Source organism: Nonomuraea sp. NPDC049378, from assembly GCF_055586745.1.
Genome location: NZ_JBVJHP010000007.1, coordinates 39942 through 57884 on the forward strand (window position 1 = coordinate 39942; position 17943 = coordinate 57884).

At 71.3% G+C, this 17943-nt stretch carries 16 protein-coding genes; 8 read left to right on the forward strand and 8 right to left on the reverse strand.

The features are described from left to right. Nucleotides 1-3: 3 nt before the first annotated feature. From ACZ6SA_RS16560 to ACZ6SA_RS16590, 7 genes are all read right to left on the reverse strand, one after another. Entirely contained in the window at nucleotides 4-810 is an 807-nt protein-coding gene (locus ACZ6SA_RS16560) for an ABC transporter permease (RefSeq protein WP_347650096.1), read from the reverse strand. Further along, nucleotides 807-1775, reverse strand: coding sequence for an ABC transporter permease (locus tag ACZ6SA_RS16565; protein WP_465828682.1), 969 nt, complete (start codon nucleotides 1773-1775; stop codon nucleotides 807-809). Before ACZ6SA_RS16565 ends, ACZ6SA_RS16560 begins: the two co-directional genes overlap by 4 nt. Then, nucleotides 1739-2863, reverse strand: a complete 1125-nt coding sequence (locus ACZ6SA_RS16570) for an ABC transporter ATP-binding protein (RefSeq protein WP_347650098.1) — start codon at nucleotides 2861-2863, stop codon at nucleotides 1739-1741. Before ACZ6SA_RS16570 ends, ACZ6SA_RS16565 begins: the two co-directional genes overlap by 37 nt. Further along, on the reverse strand, nucleotides 2860-3903 hold the full coding sequence (locus ACZ6SA_RS16575) for an ABC transporter substrate-binding protein (RefSeq protein ID WP_347650099.1): 1044 nt from the start codon (nucleotides 3901-3903) through the stop codon (nucleotides 2860-2862). The genes ACZ6SA_RS16570 and ACZ6SA_RS16575 overlap by 4 nt, the downstream gene beginning before the upstream one ends. Next, entirely contained in the window at nucleotides 3900-4952 is a 1053-nt protein-coding gene (locus tag ACZ6SA_RS16580; RefSeq protein ID WP_443156434.1) for an ABC transporter substrate-binding protein, read from the reverse strand. The genes ACZ6SA_RS16575 and ACZ6SA_RS16580 overlap by 4 nt, the downstream gene beginning before the upstream one ends. Continuing rightward, nucleotides 4949-6079 carry an N-methyl-L-tryptophan oxidase gene (solA, locus tag ACZ6SA_RS16585; protein ID WP_465828685.1) on the reverse strand — a complete coding sequence of 377 codons (1131 nt, stop codon included), beginning with the start codon at nucleotides 6077-6079 and terminating at the stop codon, nucleotides 4949-4951. Before solA ends, ACZ6SA_RS16580 begins: the two co-directional genes overlap by 4 nt. Nucleotides 6080-6206: 127 nt before the next feature. Continuing rightward, nucleotides 6207-6941 carry a GntR family transcriptional regulator gene (locus ACZ6SA_RS16590; RefSeq protein ID WP_465828686.1) on the reverse strand — a complete coding sequence of 245 codons (735 nt, stop codon included), beginning with the start codon at nucleotides 6939-6941 and terminating at the stop codon, nucleotides 6207-6209. A 117-nt stretch (nucleotides 6942-7058) separates the two neighbouring features. Here ACZ6SA_RS16590 and ACZ6SA_RS16595 point away from each other — a divergent pair, with 117 nt between their 5' ends. After that, nucleotides 7059-8084: an aminotransferase class V-fold PLP-dependent enzyme gene (locus tag ACZ6SA_RS16595; RefSeq protein WP_465828688.1), complete on the forward strand. Its 1026-nt coding sequence runs from the start codon at nucleotides 7059-7061 to the stop codon at nucleotides 8082-8084. Between the two features lie 19 nt (nucleotides 8085-8103). Here the strand turns inward: ACZ6SA_RS16595 and ACZ6SA_RS16600 are convergent, their stop codons facing one another. Next, on the reverse strand, nucleotides 8104-9771 hold the full coding sequence (locus ACZ6SA_RS16600) for a hypothetical protein (RefSeq protein WP_465828689.1): 1668 nt from the start codon (nucleotides 9769-9771) through the stop codon (nucleotides 8104-8106). A gap of 284 nt (nucleotides 9772-10055) precedes the next feature. Here ACZ6SA_RS16600 and ACZ6SA_RS16605 point away from each other — a divergent pair, with 284 nt between their 5' ends. The 7 genes from ACZ6SA_RS16605 (at nucleotide 10056) to ACZ6SA_RS16635 (ending at nucleotide 17935) form a co-directional block, all read left to right on the forward strand. Continuing rightward, nucleotides 10056-11045, forward strand: coding sequence for a LacI family DNA-binding transcriptional regulator (locus ACZ6SA_RS16605; protein ID WP_465828691.1), 990 nt, complete (start codon nucleotides 10056-10058; stop codon nucleotides 11043-11045). A 184-nt stretch (nucleotides 11046-11229) separates the two neighbouring features. Next, on the forward strand, nucleotides 11230-12450 hold the full coding sequence (locus ACZ6SA_RS16610) for a CaiB/BaiF CoA transferase family protein (protein WP_347650106.1): 1221 nt from the start codon (nucleotides 11230-11232) through the stop codon (nucleotides 12448-12450). Between the two features lie 71 nt (nucleotides 12451-12521). Next, nucleotides 12522-13391, forward strand: coding sequence for a hydroxymethylglutaryl-CoA lyase (locus ACZ6SA_RS16615; RefSeq protein ID WP_465828692.1), 870 nt, complete (start codon nucleotides 12522-12524; stop codon nucleotides 13389-13391). Nucleotides 13392-13690: 299 nt separating this feature from the next. After that, nucleotides 13691-15040 (forward strand): ABC transporter substrate-binding protein, encoded by a 1350-nt coding sequence (locus ACZ6SA_RS16620; RefSeq protein WP_465828693.1) that lies wholly within the window; start codon nucleotides 13691-13693, stop codon nucleotides 15038-15040. Between the two features lie 64 nt (nucleotides 15041-15104). Then, nucleotides 15105-16055 carry a carbohydrate ABC transporter permease gene (locus ACZ6SA_RS16625; RefSeq protein ID WP_465828695.1) on the forward strand — a complete coding sequence of 317 codons (951 nt, stop codon included), beginning with the start codon at nucleotides 15105-15107 and terminating at the stop codon, nucleotides 16053-16055. Beyond that, nucleotides 16045-16842: a carbohydrate ABC transporter permease gene (locus ACZ6SA_RS16630; protein WP_465828696.1), complete on the forward strand. Its 798-nt coding sequence runs from the start codon at nucleotides 16045-16047 to the stop codon at nucleotides 16840-16842. Before ACZ6SA_RS16625 ends, ACZ6SA_RS16630 begins: the two co-directional genes overlap by 11 nt. 13 nt (nucleotides 16843-16855) lie before the next feature. Further along, nucleotides 16856-17935 (forward strand): glycoside hydrolase family 172 protein, encoded by a 1080-nt coding sequence (locus tag ACZ6SA_RS16635; RefSeq protein ID WP_465828698.1) that lies wholly within the window; start codon nucleotides 16856-16858, stop codon nucleotides 17933-17935. The last annotated feature ends 8 nt before the right edge of the window (nucleotides 17936-17943 follow it).

The window sequence follows — 17943 nt, forward strand, 5'->3', positions numbered from 1 at the left end:
CTCTCACTTGTGGTCGGTGTCGGCGCCGAACAGCCTGGCCACGCCGACGAAACGTTCGATGACGACGACCGCGACCACGGCGAACAGCACCATCAGCGTGCCGATGGCGGTGACCGTCGGGTCGTAGTCGTACTGCATGTAGTTGAAGATCCGTACGGGCAGCGTCTGCAGGTCGGTGGTGACCACGAACAGCGCCACGGTGAGGTCGTCGAAGGAGGTGATGAAGGCGAAGAACGCGCCGCCGATGAGCGCGCCGCGCACGGCGGGCAGCGTCACGTGCCAGAACACCAGGAACGGCGGCGCGCCCAGCCCCGCGGCGGCCTTCTCCGCCGAGCGGTCCAGTCCGGCGAGCCCGGCGAGGACGAGCCGCACCGCGTACGGCACCGTCAGCACCAGGTGGGCCAGCAGCAGCGTGAACGGGCTGGAGGCCAGCCCCATCTGCGCGAACCACTGCAGCAGGCCGATGCCGAGCACGATCGTGGGCACCGCGAACGCGCTGGACAACACCGCCTCCAGCGCGCCGCGCCCGGGGAAACGGTGGCGGTGGATGGCCAGCCCGCCGGCCAGACCCACCACCGCGGAGATCGCCGCCGCGGCCAGGGCCACCCCGGCGCTGAGCGCGAACGACGACAGGAACTCCGGCTTGCCGAACACCTCCGCGTACCAGCGCAGCGTGATCCCCTGCGGCGGGAACGTCACGTACGACGTGGTCGTGAGCGAGGAGGCCACGGTGACCGCGACGGGGGCGATCAGGAACAGCCCGACGAGGACGGCGAAGCCGGTGCCGAGCACGCGGGTGAGCCGGGTCATCCGAACACCGCCTCCCCGTGGCCCCTGCGCAGCAGCCGGGAGTAGCCGAGCAGCAGCCCGGTCGTCACGACGACCAGGACGAACCCGATCGCGGCCGCGTACGGCCAGTCGAGCGTGGTCGTGGCCTGCGTGTAGACGAAGTACGGCATGAGCTTCACCTTCGGGCCGCCGAGGATCGCGGGGGTGACGAAGCTGGACGCGGTCAGGCTGAACACGATCATGGCTCCGGCCAGCATGCCGGGAGCGGACAGCGGCAGCGTGATCCGCCAGAAGCAGGTCCAGCCGGGCGCGCCCAGCCCTTTGGCGGCGGGCACGAGCGTCGGGTCGATCCGGTCGAGGCTGCCCATCAGCGGCAGCACCATGTACGCCAGCATCACGTGGACCATGCCGATGAGCACGGCCGTGTCGTTGTAGAGCAGCTGCGGCGGGGTGAGCCCGAGCCACGTCAGCACGGCCGCGACGGGGCCGTTCGGCCCCAGCACCACGAGCCAGCCGTACGCGCGGATGACCATGCTGATCAGCAGCGGCGACAGCAGCAGCAACGCCAGCCAGTTGCGCACCCGCGGGGAGCGGCCGCGCATGTAGAGGGCGAACGGGTAGCCGATGACCAGGCAGCCGGCCGTGGTCATGGCGGCGACCTTGAGGGTGTTCCACAACACGTCCCGGTAGAACGGGTCACCGAGGAACCGTGCGTAGTTGCCGAAGGTGAACGCGCCGGTCTGCGTCCTGAAGCTGTTGGCCACCAGCGTGAACAGCGGCGCCACGAACAGCAGCGCGAAGATGACGACGGCGGGCAGCGCGAGCAGCAGGCCCGTACGCCAGCGGGGGCGGCTCCCCCGCCCGCTCGCCGGCCCATACCCTGGCCCGTTCCCTGGCCCGTTCCCTGGCCCGTTCCCTGGCCCGTTCCCTGGCCCGTTCCCTGGCCCGGTCATCGGGCCGCCATCGAGGCGTCCGACGGCCGCCATGCGCAGGTCACCTCCTCCCCTGCCGCGGGCACCTCCGCGTCGAACGGCAGCGCCGCCGTCACCTCGCCCGCACCGGTGGCGACGACGCACCGGATGCGCGAGCCGAGGAACCGGGTCTCCCGCACGGTGCCCCTGAGCCCGTCGCCGTCCGCCCGGATCCGCACGACCTCGGGCCGTACGTAGACGCGCACGCCGGCGCCCTGGGCCGGAGGGTCGCCCACGGGGGTGGCGCCGACCCTCGCGCCCGCGACCTCGCAGACGCCGGCGCCCGTGGCGGTGCCGTCGAGGGCGTTGACCTCGCCGATGAACTGCGCCACGAAGTCCGTGGCCGGCCTCAGGTAGATCTCCCGCGGCCGGTCGAGCTGGTGGATGACGCCGTCGGCCATGACCGCGATCCGGTCGGAGACCGCCAGCGCCTCCTCCTGGTCGTGGGTGACGAGGATGGTGGTGGTGCCGATGCGCCGCTGCAGCGCGACGACCTCCTCGCGCAGCCGCACCCGCAGCTGCGCGTCGAGGTTGGAGAACGGCTCGTCGAGCAGCAGCAGGTCGGGCTGGATGACGAGGGCCCTGGCCAGCGCGGCGCGCTGCTGCTGGCCGCCGGACAGCTGGCGCGGGTGCCGGCCGGCCATGCCGTCCAGGCCGACCATCTCCAGCACCTCCTCGACCTGGCGCCGGCGCTCGGCCGCCGGCACCTTCCGCATGCGCAGGCCGAACGCCACGTTGTCGGCGATCGTCATGTGCGGGAACAGCGCGTACGACTGGAAGACCATGCCCATCGAGCGGCGGTGCGGCGGGGTGCCGGTGACGTCCGTGCCGTCCACCTCGATCACGCCGCCGTCGGCGCCGAGATGCCCGGCCACCATGTTGAGCGTGGTGGTCTTGCCGCAGCCCGAGGGTCCGAGCAGGGTCAGGAACTCGCCCGGCTCCGTCTCCAGGTCCACCGCGGAGACGACCTCCTTGCCGCCCAGCACCTTGCGCACGCCGTCCAGGCGCAGGCGCCCGCGCCGTGCGGCCGTGCCCGCGGGCGTCTCGGTGGTGCTCGTGCTCACTGGCCGTTCAGCCTCCTGCCGGGTGGTGCGGGTCCTCACGACCGTTCGACCTCCTTCGTCCACCGGTCCGTCCACGCGGACCGCGCGCCGTTGACGACGGTCCAGTCCAGCGGCTTCATCTCGGCCGCCTGCTCCGGGCCGACCACCCGCCCGGCCACCGCCGGGTCGAGCCCGGCGTCGGTGACCGTCGGCCCGTCGTAGCCCTCGGCGGCCAGCTCGCGCTGGATGCCGGGCTGCAGCAGGGCGTTGACGAACTGCTGCGCCAGGTCGGGGTGCGGCGCCCCGTCGACCACGTTCGCGGTGGCCAGCAGCGGGATGGCGCCGGCCTCGGGGTAGACGAACGCGATCGGGAAGTCCTTGTCCGCCAGCGTCTCCACGCGCGATCCGCCCCAGACGGAGGCGACGGCCTGCCCCTGGAGGAAGTAGTTGGACACGTCGGCGGTGGTGTCGAACGTGAACGCGTTGGCGGCCACCTTCTTCACGCCCGCGAAGCCCGGGTCGATGTCCCGCTCGGAACCGCCGTCCGCGCGGGCCGCCAGCATCAGCGCGCCCACGCCGTACGTGTTGCTGATCGACGGCAGCACGACCTTGCCCTTGAGCCTCGGGTCGGCCAGGTCGGCCAGGCGCTTGGGCGCGGGCAGGCCGTTCTTCGCGTACCAGTCGCGGTTGTAGGCGAGCCCGGTCGCGGTCAGCGCGAAGCCGACCCCGACGTCTCCTGCGAGCCTGGCGACCTTCTCCACCTTGTCCAGGCGGGTGACCTTGGCCGGGTCGAGCCTGGCCAGCAGCCCGGCCTCGGCCGCCTGGGCCTGCGGTCCGTCGTCGATGAGGGCCACGTCGATCTGCGGCGCGTCCTTCTGCGCCTTGAGCTTGGCGACGGTGTCGGTGGAGCTGCCGGCGACGTAGGTGACCTGGCAGCCGCAGGACTTCTCGAAGCCGGGCAGCACGGCCTGTTCGAAGGCCTCCTGGTACGAGCCTCCGTACCCGGCCACGACGAGCTTGCCGGGCGCGGCGGCGGGGGTGGGCGGGGCGCAGGCCGCGAGCCCGACGAGGGCCAGCGCCGCGGCGAGCAGCCTGGTCATGAGGTTTCGATCTCCTTGTTCCAGCGGTCCGTCCACGCGGAGCGGCTCTTGTTGATCGTGGCCCAGTCGAGCTTGCGCAGGTCTGCGGCGCGTTCCTGGCCGACGACCTTCTCGGCGAGCGCGGGGTCGAGCGTGACGCCCTCGACGGCCGGGCCGTTGAAGTTGGAGGCGGCCATGGCCTGCTGCGCCGAAGGGTCGAGCAGCGTGTTGACGAACTTCTGCGCCAGGTCGGGGTGCGGCGCCTTGTTCACCACGTTGACGGTGGCGATCAGGGGCAGCGCGCCCTCCTCCGGGTAGACGAACTTGATGGGGAACCCCTTCTTGGCCAGCGTCTGCACCCGCGAGTTGCCCCACACGGTGGCGACGGCCTGGCCCTGGAGGAAATAGTTGGACACGTCGGCGGTGGTGTCGAACGTGACGGCGTTGGCGGCGACCTTCTTCACGCCCGCGAAGCCGGGGGCGATGTCCTGCTCGGAGCCGCCGGCGACCTTGGCCGCCATGAGCAGGGCGCCCAGGCCGTACGTCTGGGTGATGGACGGCATGACGAGCTTGCCCTTGAGCTTGGGGTCCGCCAGGTCGGCGAGCCGTTCGGGAGCGGGCAGGCCGTTCTTGGCGTAGTAGTCGGTGTTGTAGGCCAGGCCGGTGGCGTTCAGGGAGAAGCCGACGCCGACGTCGCCGGGCAGGCGGGCGATGTCGATCACCTTGGGCAGGTTCGTGACGGTCTTCGGGTCGAGCTTGGCGAGCAGGCCCGCCTCGACCGCCTGGTTCTGCACGCCGTCGTCGATGAGCGCGACGTCGATCTGCGGCGCGTCCTTCTGCGCCTTGAGCTTGGCGACGGTGTCGGTGGAGCTGCCGGCGACGTAGGTGACCTTGCACGAGCAGGCCTTCTCGAAGCCGGGGATGACCGACTGCTTGAACGCCTCCTCGTACGACCCGCCGTATCCGGCGATGACCAGCGTGCCGGGGGCGGCGGACGGCGTGGGCGGGCCGCAGGAGGTGAGGGCGAGGGCTCCGGCGAGGAGCCCGGCGGTCAGCGATCTGGGTGTCATGGCGACCTCCGCAGGGTGCGGTTCGGGGCTAGGTGGCCGATGTCGCGCGCGGTCGCGCCGGTCTCGACCAGGTCGGCGATGATGTCTCCGAGGACGGGTGCGAGCTTGAAACCGTGGCCGCTGAACGCCGCGGCGAGCACGGTGCGGCCGGGCCCGCCGAGCAGGCCGTTCCCGTCGGGGGTGAAGGCGTCGCAGTACGTCGCCACCCGCACCGGGTCCGGGTCCAGCCCTGGCAGCGTCTCGGCGACCGCGCGCGCGACCTGCCTGACGTAGGCGACGGGCACGCTGCGGGCCAGCGCGGCGGGTGACGCGATCTCCTGCCAGGGCACGTGCAGGTTGATCTTGACGGTCGCGCCGTCCACCGCGGGAAAACACGAGTAGGCGGGCTCGCCGACGCGGATGGCGATCGGGCACCGGCCGGGGTCGAACAGGCTCTCGTCCCGGCGCGGGAACCAGGTCGAGGTGATGGCCCTGACGGTCAGGGCGCGGGCGAGCGGTTCGGGCAGCAGGCCGCTCGCCGCCGCCCACGGGCCGGGGGCGAGCACCGCGTGGGTGAAGCGGTGCTCGCCGTCCTCGGCCAGGACGGTGACGCCGGCGGCGTCCTCGCGCAGTTCGCGTACGGGCGTGTAGCGGGCGACGCGCGCGCCCGCCCGCTCCGCGGCGGCGGCAGCGGCCCCGACGGCGGGTTCGGGACGCAGGTAGCCGGCGTCGTGGTCGACGACCATGACCTCTCCGTCGCGCAGGGGGTGCTCGGGCACCCGCCGCCGCGCGTCCTCGCCCGTCAGGACCTCGACGGGCAGGTCGTGGGCGCGGGCGGCGTCCAGCACCGCGCGCACCTTGGGATGTTCGCGGGGGCCCGCCGTGACGCCGCCGACCGGGGTGAGCAGCCGGCGTCCCGCTGCGCGCTCCAGTTCGGCCCACAGGGCGCGGGCCTCGCGCAGCAGCGGCACGTAGCGGGGGCCTTCCTTGTACGCCGTACGGAAGATGCGCGACTCGCCTCCGGCGGCCCCGCGGTCGTGGCCGGGGGCGTAGGTGTCGAAGCCGACGGCGTGGATGCCGCGCTCGGCCAGCCGCCACAGGGCCATCGAGCCGACGGTGCCGGTGCCGACGACGGCGACTGAGGTCATGGCTCCGCTCCTTCGGGGGGTTTCGGGGGTGTGACGGTTTTCTGGAGGGTTCACGGCATGGCGAGAACCCGGCCCGGCGCCGGTTGGGTCGCGCCGGTCCTGTCGTGCCGTCCTGTCAGGGGATGATTCAGCTGTGGTCGGAGGAGCCGCCCAGGTCGGTCTCCACGTAGAACCGCTCGGACCGGGGCGGGACGATCATTTCCACGATCTCCGCGATCTCTCCCCGCCTGGTCCAGGTCTCGCGCGTCCAGCGGAACGCGGGCGTGCCCGCGGGCAGGCCGAACGCCTCCGCCTCGGCGCCGCCGAGGACGCACGGCTCCACGTACATCCTGGCCCGCACCAGCTCGATCCCGCGGTCGCGCAGGTAGGCGTGCGTGGTGAGGGGCTCCAGCGGCTGGTCGAGCAGGTCGGGCGCCAGCCGGAACGGCAACACGTGCAGCTCGCTGTTGATCACCTGGCCGGCCGTGTCCATCTTGTGGCGCTCCATCTGGACGACCGCCTCCTCGTCCGGCACGCCGGGCAGCCGCAGCCGCGCCGACTGGGCGGGCATCACCTGCGCCGAGACGACCTTGTGGTCGCCGTGCGTCTCCGGTCCCTGGATCAGCAGGCCGGTGAAGCGGAGCAGGTTGTGCCGGCCGACGGCCTGGGCGACGAAGCTGCCGCGCTTGCGGAAGCGCACGATGAGCCCGGCGTCGGCGAGGTCGCGAAGGGCCCGCTGCACGGTGATGCGCGAGACCTCGAACTCCTCGCAGAGCTCGACCTCGGTGGGGATCCGGGTGCCCGGAACCCAGTGACCGCTGCGGATACGCGCCTCCAGCGCCCTGCGGATCTGCACATGGAGCAGGAGGTCACGTTCTGACATGCCAAAATACTCGTTGTAGCGTTTAGTTATGTCAATAGGCGATTTGATATAACTTATCGGGCTGTATCGCAGTGAGGCGGTCGACTCTGGGCAGATCGGGCGGTCTACGCTGCCCCCATGGACGCTGATCTCATCACCACGGCAGGCGAGCTCTGGGACGCCGATCCGGGCTGGCTGAACACCGCCTCCTACGGCGTGCCGCCGCGGCGCGCCGCCGACGAGCTCCAGGCCGTGCTGACCGAGTGGCGGCACGGCAGCAGCGACTGGGCGCCCTGGGACACCTCCGTCGCCCGCTCGCGCGCCGCGTTCGCCCGCCTCATCGGCGCCCCCGTGGCCGACGTGTCGATCAGCTCCACCGTCTCCCAGATCATGTCCACGGTCGCCACGGCGCTGCCGCCGGGCGCGCGCGTGGTCGTGCCCGAGATCGAGTTCACCAGCAACCTGTTCCCCTGGGCGGTGGCCGCCCGGGTGGAGACCGTCCCCGCCGACCGGCTGGCCGACGCGATCGACGGCTCCACCGGCGCCGTCGCCTTCAGCCTCGTCCAGTCCGCCACCGGCCAGGTCGCGCCGCTCGCCGACATCGTGGCCGCCGCCAGGGCCTGCGACGCGCTCGTCATCGCCGACGCCTCGCAGGCCTGCGGCTGGCTCCCGGTGGACGTCTCCGGCATCGACGCGCTGGCCTGCGCCGCGTACAAGTGGCTGATGGCGCCGCGCGGCGCCGCCTTCGGCTACCTGTCGCCCCGCCTGCGCGAGCGCATGCGCCCCCTGGCCGCCGGCTGGTACGCCGGCGCCGGCGAGGGCGGCTCCTACTACGGCCCCCCGCTGCGCCTGGCCCCCGACGCCCGCGCGTTCGACCTGTCACCCGCCTGGTTCTCGTACGTCGGCGCCGCCCCCGCCATCGAGCTGCTGAACGAGCTCGGCGTCCAGCGCGTCCACGACCACGACGTGGCGCTCGCCAACCGCTTCAGGGCCGGGCTGGGCCTGGAGCCCGCCGACACGGCCATCGTCTCCGTGGACACCCCGGGCGAGCGGCTGGAGGCGGCCGGCATCCGCGCGGCCGTACGCGCCGGGAAGGTACGCGCCAGCTTCCACGTCTACACCACCGCCGACGACGTCGACCGCGCCCTCGACGCGCTCACCTGACCCGAGCCGGCGCCCGCGTTCACGTGCCGCCCGTGTGGTAGACCTCCAGCTCGGCGATCGAGGTGAACGTCCGGGTGCCGCCAGGGGCGCCGATGATCCGCACCCCGTCACCGCCGGTCGCGTCGAAAGCCAGCTCGTACGCGCGGAAGGGCCCCGCCGTGCTGTCGTACGGATATCCGGGGGTGATCCGCAGCCCGCTCACGTCCGTCCATGCGTGGTCCCTGCGCACCTGCACCCTGAGGCCGGCGCCGAACCAGCCGCCGTCGCCGAACATCTGCCCGCTGGTGAAGACGACCTTGTCCATCGTGTACTCGCGCGGCCAGGTGTATCCCCACCAGCTGGCGCCCTTGCGCTCGTCGTTCCAGTCGTCCTCGCTGCGGGATCTGTCGCCGTCGTTGTAGTACGCGGTGTTGCCGAAGTGCGCGACCCTTTCGACGCCCGCGGTGCCCGGCTCCCCGGCGAGGTTGCGGCCGGCGTCGGGCGCGTTGCCCGGGGTGGTCTCCACGTGCGGTTCGAGGCGCATCCCGCGCAGCGAGAAGGTGTACGCCCAGTGCTCGCCCTCCGGGTAGCCGCCGCCGCACGGGCAGACGTTCGACTGCAGCCACATCGACCTGCCGTCGGCGCTGATGTACTTCGACGGGATGGTCGTGGCGTAGCCGCCGTGCTTGGTGCGCGTCCACGGGTAGCCGCCGAAGTCCTTGCCGGTGAAGCGCCGCCACGGGCCCCAGGGCGTGGGCGACTCGTAGAACTCGAACGTGTACTCCGTCCACGACGTGTACAGGTAGCGGTCGAGCGGCTTGTTGTAGACCACGCCGCCCTGGCTGATCACGGTGAGGTTCCTGGCTCGTCCCGCGGTGTAGACGTCCTGGTACAGGTGCCGGTCGTCGTGCAGCACGGCGACGCGGTCACCGATCTCTTCCGACCAGGTGGGCGTGCCGGAAGCGGTGAAGCCGCTGACGAACTCCCAGGCGCCGCGGTCCTGCACCGCGTCCTTCGGCACCCGGGCCAGCCACACGTCCACGGGATCGGGCACCCGGTCGTTGAACGAGTCGCGCCAGTTGTGGTCGAGCCCGTAGGCGTAGACGTGGTCGTCGGGCGCGTCGGCGTACGCCTTGCCGTAGTCGAGGAACATGATGGTGGTGAACAGGCCGTCGCGGAACATCGCGCCCGTCCTGTCCCACGTCCACGTCCGGCCGTGGTCGGTCGACTTGGCGATGGTGGCGGCGGGCGCGTCGTTGAAGTCGAAGGCCAGGTCCTGGACGGCCAGGTAGAGGGTGCCGTCCACGCAGGCCATGCCGGTCGGCTTGCGCGTGTGTCCCGGGGTCCACACCTGGCCGACGTCGTCGCCGATCGGCAACTGGGCGCCGGTGAGGTTGCCCGGCATGCCGGAGATCCTGGCCACGCCGATGTCGCTCATGGCGCCGCCGAAGCCGATGCCGTCGCCGTACGCGGTGTAGACGTTGTCGTCGTCGGACCAGCACGACGGCCACAGGTCGCCGTGGTTGCGGTTGTCGCCGACGGCGGGCGCCCCGACCGTGGCGCCGGAGTCGATCTGCACCGTCGAGAAGAACGAGCTGGGTGGCGGCGCCTCGGCCGCCGCGGGGGTGCTGTCCTGGGCCACGGCGGTCGCTGCCAGGAGCAGGGTGGCCAGTCCTGCGCCCAGGCCTCGTCGGACGATCGAATACATGGCTTCTCCTGGCGGTGCGGTATCCCCTGGGCGCGCGGCGGTGGGGGCCGATGAGGGTGGGAGGTGTCGGAGAACAGCTGCGAGCAATCGATTTCCGGCCGAACGTACAAGCGTGCGTGACAGGCGTCAAGCCCCTCGCGCGCCAGAGATCGGATGGGGCCCCGTCCGGCAGGCGGGCATATTTCGAGAAAGTTTGAAGTGTGACAGGATGATCTTGGCGTTTTCCCTGTTGGACGCCGAAGGCCCGGGAGCGCGCAGCCCCGCGATGGTAGAAACTTGGTGCGATGCCCACTATCTACGATGTCGCCCGTGAGGCCGGCGTGTCCGCCGCCACCGTCTCGCGCGTGCTCAACGGCGCGAGGACGGTCGATCCCGCCATGGTCGCGCGGGTGCTCACCGCGGTCCGCGAGCTCGGCTACCGCCCCAACGCGGTGGCCCGCAACCTGCGGCGCAGCCGCACCACGCTCTGGGCCGTGATCATCTCCGACATCGGCAACCCGTTCTTCACCGCCACCGTCCGCGGCGTCGAGGACGTCGCCCAGCAGGCGGGCTACTCCGTCGTGTTGTGCAACAGCGACGAAGACCCGGCCAAGGAGGAGACGTACGTCGCGGCGGCGCTGAGCGAGCAGATGGCCGGGGTGATCATCGCGTCGTCGGGCAGCGCGAAGGCGGCCAAGAGCCTGCTCGACTCCCCCATCCCGGTCGTCGCCATCGACCGCCAGTTGCCGCGCGGCGAGGTCGACACCGTCGTGGTCGACAACGAGGCGGGCGCGCGCACGGCCACCCGGCACCTGCTGGACGCCGGCTACCGGCGCATCGCGTGCATCACAGGGCCCGAGGGTGTGAGCACCGCCGACCTGCGCCTGCGCGGCTACACCACCGCCCTGTCCGCGCAGCAGCCGCCGGCGGAGCCGCTGGTCGCCAGGACCGACTTCCGCGAGCAGGGCGGCTACGACGCCATGGCGTCGCTGCTGTCCTCCCCCGAGCGCCCCGACGCGGTGTTCGTGGCCAACAACCTCATGACGGTGGGCGCGCTGCGCTGCCTGGCCGACCGCGAGGTGCGGGTGCCAGGGGAGATGGGCGTGGTCGGGTTCGACGAGATCCCGTGGGCCGACCTGGTCCGCCCGTCGCTCACCACGGTGGCCCAGCCGACGTACGAGCTCGGCCGCATGGCCGCCCGCCTGCTCGTCGACCGCATCGCCACCCCGGGGGGCCGGCCCGCCACGGTCGTCCTGCCCGCCGAGTTGCGCCCCCGCCAGAGCAGCGCCCGCTGACCCGGCGCCCGGCCCGCACGGCCTCCGGCGCCGTGCACCCCTAGGCCCACCTAAGCGCCCCGCCATGGCGTCCTTATGGGGCACGCTCCCCTTGTTTGTCCAAATATCGGCCTCTATCGTCACAAATAGGCTCTCATTCTCGTTAAATGAGCATTAATACTCATTATTTGAGAAAGGCAGTGTTGTGGACGAAGGAGACCAACCGCCGCTCGCCGGGATCCGGGTCCTCGAACTGGGCAGCTTCATCGCCGCGCCGTTCGCCACCCGGATCTTCGCGGACTTCGGCGCCGAGGTCGTGAAGATCGAGCGGCCCGGCACCGGGGACGAACTGCGCGGCTGGCGGCGCAGCAGGGGCGGGACGTCGATGATGTTCCGTACCATCGCCCGCAACAAACGCTCCGTCACCGTGGATCTGAGCACCGGCGAGGGCCGCGACATCGCGCTCGGCCTCGTGCGCCACTGCGACGTGGTCGTGGAGAACTTCCGCCCCGGCACGCTGGAGCGTCTCAGGCTCGGCTCCGACGAGCTGACGGCCGCCAACGCCGACGTCGTGCTGGTCCGCATCTCGGGTTACGGGCAGACGGGACCGTACCGGGATCGGGCGGGTTTCGGTGGTGTGGCCGAGGCGTTCGGCGGCCTGCGGCACGTCACCGGGCATCCCGACCGCGAGCCCGTCCGGCCCGCCGCGCCGGTCGGCGACGCCCTGGCCGGCCTGTACGGCGCGATCGGCGCGCTGATGTTGTTGCTGGCCAAGGCGCGGGGGCGGCCGCACGAGGGGCCACGGGTCGCGGACGTGGCCCTCTACGAGTCGGTGTTCATGGCCATGGAGTCGCTGGTCCCCGACTACGACGCGTACGACGTGATCCGCCGCCGCACCGCAGGCAACCTGCCCGGCGTGGTGCCCAGCGGCATCTACCCCACCAGCGGCGGCGGGTCCGTGATCATCGCGGGGAACTCCAGCGGCGTGTTCGGCCGGCTCATGACCGCGGTGGGCCGCCCCGACCTGGGCACGGACCCCACGCTGGCCGACGGCTCCGCCCGCGACGCGCGCGAGCCCGAGCTCAACGGGGCCATCTCCGCGTGGACCGCCCGCCACACCGCCGCCGAGGCGGTCGAGCTGCTCAGCCGGGCCGGCGTTCCCGCCGGGCCCATCTACGACGCCGCCGACATCGCCGCCGACGAGCACTACCGCGCCCGTGACATGCTCCGCCCGCTCAAGGTCACCGTCGACGGCGAGCCCGAGGAGATCCGCTTCCCCGGCGTGGTGCCGCGCGTGCCCGGCGCGCCCGGCGACGTGCGCTGGGCCGGCCCCGACCTGGGCGCGCACACCGACCAGGTCCTGGGCGAGCTGCTCGGCTACTCGGCCGGCCGGCTCGGCGAGCTGCGCGCCAGGAAGGTGATCTGACATGCCCTGCCGTCGGCGCGCGGGCGAACGGACCCGCCCGTCGCCGGTGACGCCGGAAAGGAGGGCCTGACATGCCCGTCGCCGCCGACGTGACGGTCAACGACGTCGTGCTCAGGGACGGGCTGCAGGACGAGCCCGTCGTGGTCCCGGTGCCGGACCGCGTCGCCATCGCCGCCGCGCTGGCCGCCGCCGGAGTGCGCGCGATCGAGGCCGCCTCCTTCGTCAACCCGGCCAGGGTGCCGCAGATGGCGGGCGCGGAGGAGTTGTTCGCCGCACTCCCCCGCGACGGCTCCGTACGCTACAGCGCGCTCGCGCTCAACGCACGGGGCGTCAGCCGTGCGGTGGCGGCGGGAGCCGACGAGATCGTGCTGGTCGTGTCGGCCGGGCAGGGACACAGCCTGGCCAACGCGGGACGCGGCGTCGAGGACGTGCTCGCCGGTTTCCGCGACGTGGTGGCCGGCCACCCGCAGGCCACCTTCACCGGCGGCGTCTCCACCGCGTTCACCTGCCCGTTCGACGGCGAGATCGCCCCGCCCAGACTGCTCGCGGTGGCCCGCGGCCTCGCCGGGATGGGAGTGGCCCGCATCGTCCTGGCGGACACGCTGGGCACCACCGAGCCCGAGCGGATCGCCCGTACGCTGGCCACGATCCGGCCCGCCCTGCCGCACGTGGAGTTCGGGCTGCACCTCCACGACGCCCGCGGCCAGGCGCTCGACACCGTCGACGCCGCGCTGGAGCTGGGCGTGACCCGCTTCGACGCCGCCGCCGGCGGCTACGGGGGTTGCCCGTTCGCGCCGGGCGCGCACGGCAACCTCGCGACCGAGCGCCTGGTGGCGCACCTGCATGCGCGCGGCGTGCGCACCGGCGTCGGCGAGGGCGCACTCGCCGACGCGGTGGCCCTGGTCAAGGAGTGCCTGGCGCGGGGCACGCCGCTTGCGTGACACGCGGGCCCTGTCAGTGCGTGCCCCGCTCGCCCGGCGTCCAGAAGGGCGGTTCGAGGTCGGCGACCGCGGCGAGCAGGACCCGGGAGAACGCCCGGGAAACGGGCGGAAACCGCTCGCGGCCGCCGAGATGACGTGACCGGCCGGCCGGAGAGCGTCCGCGCAGGTCACGCGGAGATATCGATTCCTGTATCCGGCAAGCGAAGCCGTGGGGTTCTTGACGCCCGGCATGCCGACTCCTACATTTTCTGGGAAATCGATTGCTCGCCCCCGAGCACTCAACTCCAGGAGGATGCGATATGTCGGCCTTCGCGAGGGTGACCCGCCGATCGCTGCTGCGCGGCGGGACCGTCCTGTTAGGTTCGGCCATGGCGGCGCCGCTGCTGTCGGCATGCGGGGGCGGTGACCAGGGCGGCAACCCGAAAGAGCTGACCTTCTGGAACTTCTACGGCCCCAATCCGCAGTCCGACGCGCAGAGCAAGTGGTTCACCGACCTCGTCGCGACATGGAACGCCAACAACGACGTCAAGGTCAAGCTCCACTACCTGCCCGTGTCGGAATATCTGGCCGGCCGGGCGCTGCAGACCGCGTTCTCCGCCGGGCAGGGGCCGGACATCTTCCTGCTCAGCCCGGGCGACTTCCTGCGCTACCACAACGGCGGCGTGCTGACCGACCTCACGCCGCACCTCAAGCCCGACCAGATCGCCGACTTCGCGGACGGCGCGCTCGACACCCGCAAGGTCGACGGGAAGATCTACGGACTGCCGATGGAGCGCGAGCCGCTGGCCGTCTTCTACAGCGTCGACGCCTTCGAGCAGGCGAAGTTGTCGGAGGGCGACCTTCCGAAGACCTGGGAGCAACTGCTCGAGGTGGCCGGCAAGCTGACCTCCAAGGACCGGTTCGGCCTGCTGTTCGAGACCATCCCCGGCTACTACCAGAACTTCACCTGGTATCCGTTCATGTGGATGGCGGGCGGCTCGGCGGTGCCGGAGAACGGCGGGCCCGGCTTCGACTCGCCCGCCGTCCACAGCGCGCTGAAGCTCTGGCAGGACAGCGTCACCGGCAAGATGTCCCCGCGCAAGCCGCAGGGCGACGGCGGCAACGACACCCCGGCCAACCTCGGCAGCGGGTTCGTCGCCATGCAGCAGACCGGCATCTGGGGGGTCTCGCAACTGGCTCAGAACAACAAGGACTTCGAGTACGGCGTCTTCCCGCTGCCCGTGCCGGAAGGCGGCACCTACACGACCTCGGTCGGCGGCTGGGCGTTCGTGGCCAACGCCAAGGGAGCCAATCCCGAGGCCGCGGCCAGGTTCATCACCTGGGCCCTGGGCGCGAAGGACGCCGAGGGCATCGAGCGCGGCCGCCAGTGGAACACGGTCGTCAAGACGAACCTGCCGGCCCGGACGTCCGTGCAGGAGGCGGCCAAGTCGGCCGGCGCCTTCGACGATCCCGCGCTGAAGGTCTTCCTGGAGAAGGTCGTCCCCGGTTCCAGAGGCGAGCCCCGCTACACCCCCGAGGTCTACAAGGCCGTGTCGGACGCCATCCAGGCCGCCCAGCTCGGCGGTGCGGATCCGGCCAAGGCGGCGGCCGACGCCGCGGCGAAGATCGACACCTTCCTGAAGGGCTACAAGGGTGCGGCGATGTTGTGACCGGCGTCCCCGGCCCGGGGCGCGCACGCCCGGCGACCACCTGACCCGAGAGAGGCGATAGAACATGGCGACCGTTGCCGACCCCGGCACGGCGGTGCGGCGGCCGCCCGGCGCCGCGCCTCCGGTGTGGAACCGGCGCAGGCGCGAGGCGCTCGCCGGGTACGCCTTCGTGGCGCCCGACCTGCTCGGCCTGATGATGTTCGTCGGGCTGCCCATGGTCCTGTCCCTCGGTGTCTCGCTGTTCAGCGCGGACGGCTTCGGCGGCTACACGTACGTCGGCCTGGACAACTTCCGGCAGATGGCCGAGGACGCCCAGCTCTGGCAGAGCGTCAGGGTCACGCTGACGTACACGGTGGCGTTCGTGCCGATCGGCTTCGTCGTCAGCCTCGGCCTCGCGCTGCTGGTGCGCGACCACTTCCCCGGCGTCGGGCTGGTGCGGACGATGTTCTTCCTGCCGCACGTCATCAGCCTCGTCGTCGTCGGCATCGCCTGGCAGTTCCTGCTGGTCGACAAGCAGGGCGCGGTGCCCACGCTGCTGCGGCCCGTGGGGCTGGGCGACACGTCGTTCCTCGGCGATCCGTCGCTGGCGCTCGGGTCGCTGGTGGCGATCAGCATCTGGTTCCTGATGGGTTACAACATGCTGATCCTGCTCGGCGGGCTGAAGGACATCCCGAAGGAGTACGAGGAGGCGGCCGGCATCGACGGGGCCACCGCGTGGCAGAAGTTTCGCCACGTGATCTGGCCGCTGCTCCGGCCCACCAGCTTCTTCGTGCTGGTCAACTCGGTGGTCGGGTCGGTGACCGGGCTGCAGGCCTTCGACCTGGTCTACGTGCTGACCCAGGGCGGCCCCGCGGGCAGCACGTCGAGCGTGGTCTTCTACATCTACCAGCAGGCCTTCACCTTCAACAACTACGGTTACGCGTCGGCCCTGACCACGGTCGTCGTCGGGTTCCTCATCACGGCGACGGGGACCATGTTCGGGCTCACGAGGGGAGGCCGGTTCGATGCCGGTTAGGCTGCGCGCGATCGTCGGATACGTGCTGGCCATGGTCACCGTGGCCCCGCTGGTGTGGCTGCTGGTGGCGGTGCTGAGGCCGGCCGGCGAGCTGTTCGACGTGACGCTGCCGAGCAGGCTGACCCTGGACAACCTGCTCTACGTGCTGACCGAGGTGCCGATCGGCCGATACATGGTCAACAGCGCCATCGTCTCCGTCGCGGTGACGGTGATCGCGCTCGTGCTGCACTCGATGGCGGCGTACGCGCTGGCCCGGCTGCGGTTTCCCGGGCGGCAGGTGATCTTCTCGATGATCGTGTCCACGATGCTGGTGTCGCTGCCGGTGATCCTCGTGCCCCTGTTCCTGGTGGCCAGGGAGCTGGGGCTGCTGGACACGTACGCGGGGCTCATCCTGCCGGCGATCTTCCACGCGTTCGGGATCTTCCTGCTCCGCCAGTACTACCTGACGATTCCGCGCGAGCTGGAAGAGGCCGCGGACCTCGACGGGTGCGGATATTTCCGGCGCTGGTGGCAGGTGGTGGTGCCGCTCAGCCGCCCGGTGCTCGCCTCGCTCGCCGTCCTGTTCTTCCTGGCCAACTGGAACGCGTTCCTCTGGCCGCTGACCGCCGTCCAAGACCCGGAGCTGCGCGTGGTGCAGGTCGGGATCTCCACCCTCCAAGGCCAGTACGGCTCGGCCTGGAACTATGTCCTGGCCGCGACGGTGATCGCGGCCGTGCCCACCTTGGTCGCTTTCGTGCTCGGCCAGCGCCGGCTCGTCGAGGCGATCAAGACCTCCGGATTGAAGTGAGGATCGAACCAGCATGACTTATGGCGACTTCGGCAGCAGCCTGCGCGACCTGCCCCGGCTGCGGGCGTCCAGGCGCAGGCGCGTCTCCAGCTACGACCGCACGGGCGCCAACGACGACCGGCTGAAGGTCGAGGCGGGGACCACCGTCACCCTGGCCGACATCGAGGGCCCCGGCTCGATCAACCACATCTGGTGCACCGTGGCGCTGCCCCAGCAGGACGTGCCCGACGCGGCGGACCTCGACTACCTGCGCCGCCTGGTGTTGAAGATCACGTGGGAGGACCAGGAGCATCCCAGCGTGCTGGTGCCGCTCGGCGACTTCTTCGGCATGGGCCACGCCAGGACGGCGAACTTCGTCTCGGCGCCGCTGCAGATGAGCCCGCAGGACGGCAAGGGCTTCAACTCGTGGTTCCACATGCCGTTCGCCAGCCGGGCGAAGGTGGAGCTGGTCAGCGAGCTGTCGTCCGAGCCGGTCTTCTTCTACTACTACATCGACTACGAGGTGTTCGACGCCGCCGCCGACGACCTCGGCTACTTCCACGCCCAGTGGCGCTGCGAGCGGCCCACGGACGGGATCGAGCAGGGCGCGCAGAGCAACCGCGAGTTCCAGGTGGAGGGCGTCAACGACACCGGTGACGGCAACTACGTCCTGCTGGACGCCGAAGGGCGCGGCCACTACGTGGGCTGCGTGCTCAACATCCGCAACCTGCGCGAGACCAGCGACTGGAACTGGTACGGCGAGGGCGACGACATGATCTTCATCGACGGGGAGCCGTTCCCGCCGTCGTTGCACGGCACGGGCACCGAGGACTACTTCAACACCGCCTGGTGCCCCACGCAGACGTACCACGCCCCGTACCACGGCATCACCATGCCCGGCGGCGACAACTGGAGCGGCGAGATCTCGCTCTACCGCTTCCACGTCGAGGACCCGATCACGTTCACCGAGTCGATCAGGGTGACGATCGAGCACGGCCACGCCAACAAGCGCTCGGACGACTACTCGTCGGTCGCGTTCTGGTACCAGACGCTGCCGCACAAGCCGTTCGGGATCGCGCCCGTCGAGCAGCGGCTGCCGTTCCCACCCCGGTAGTAATCGAT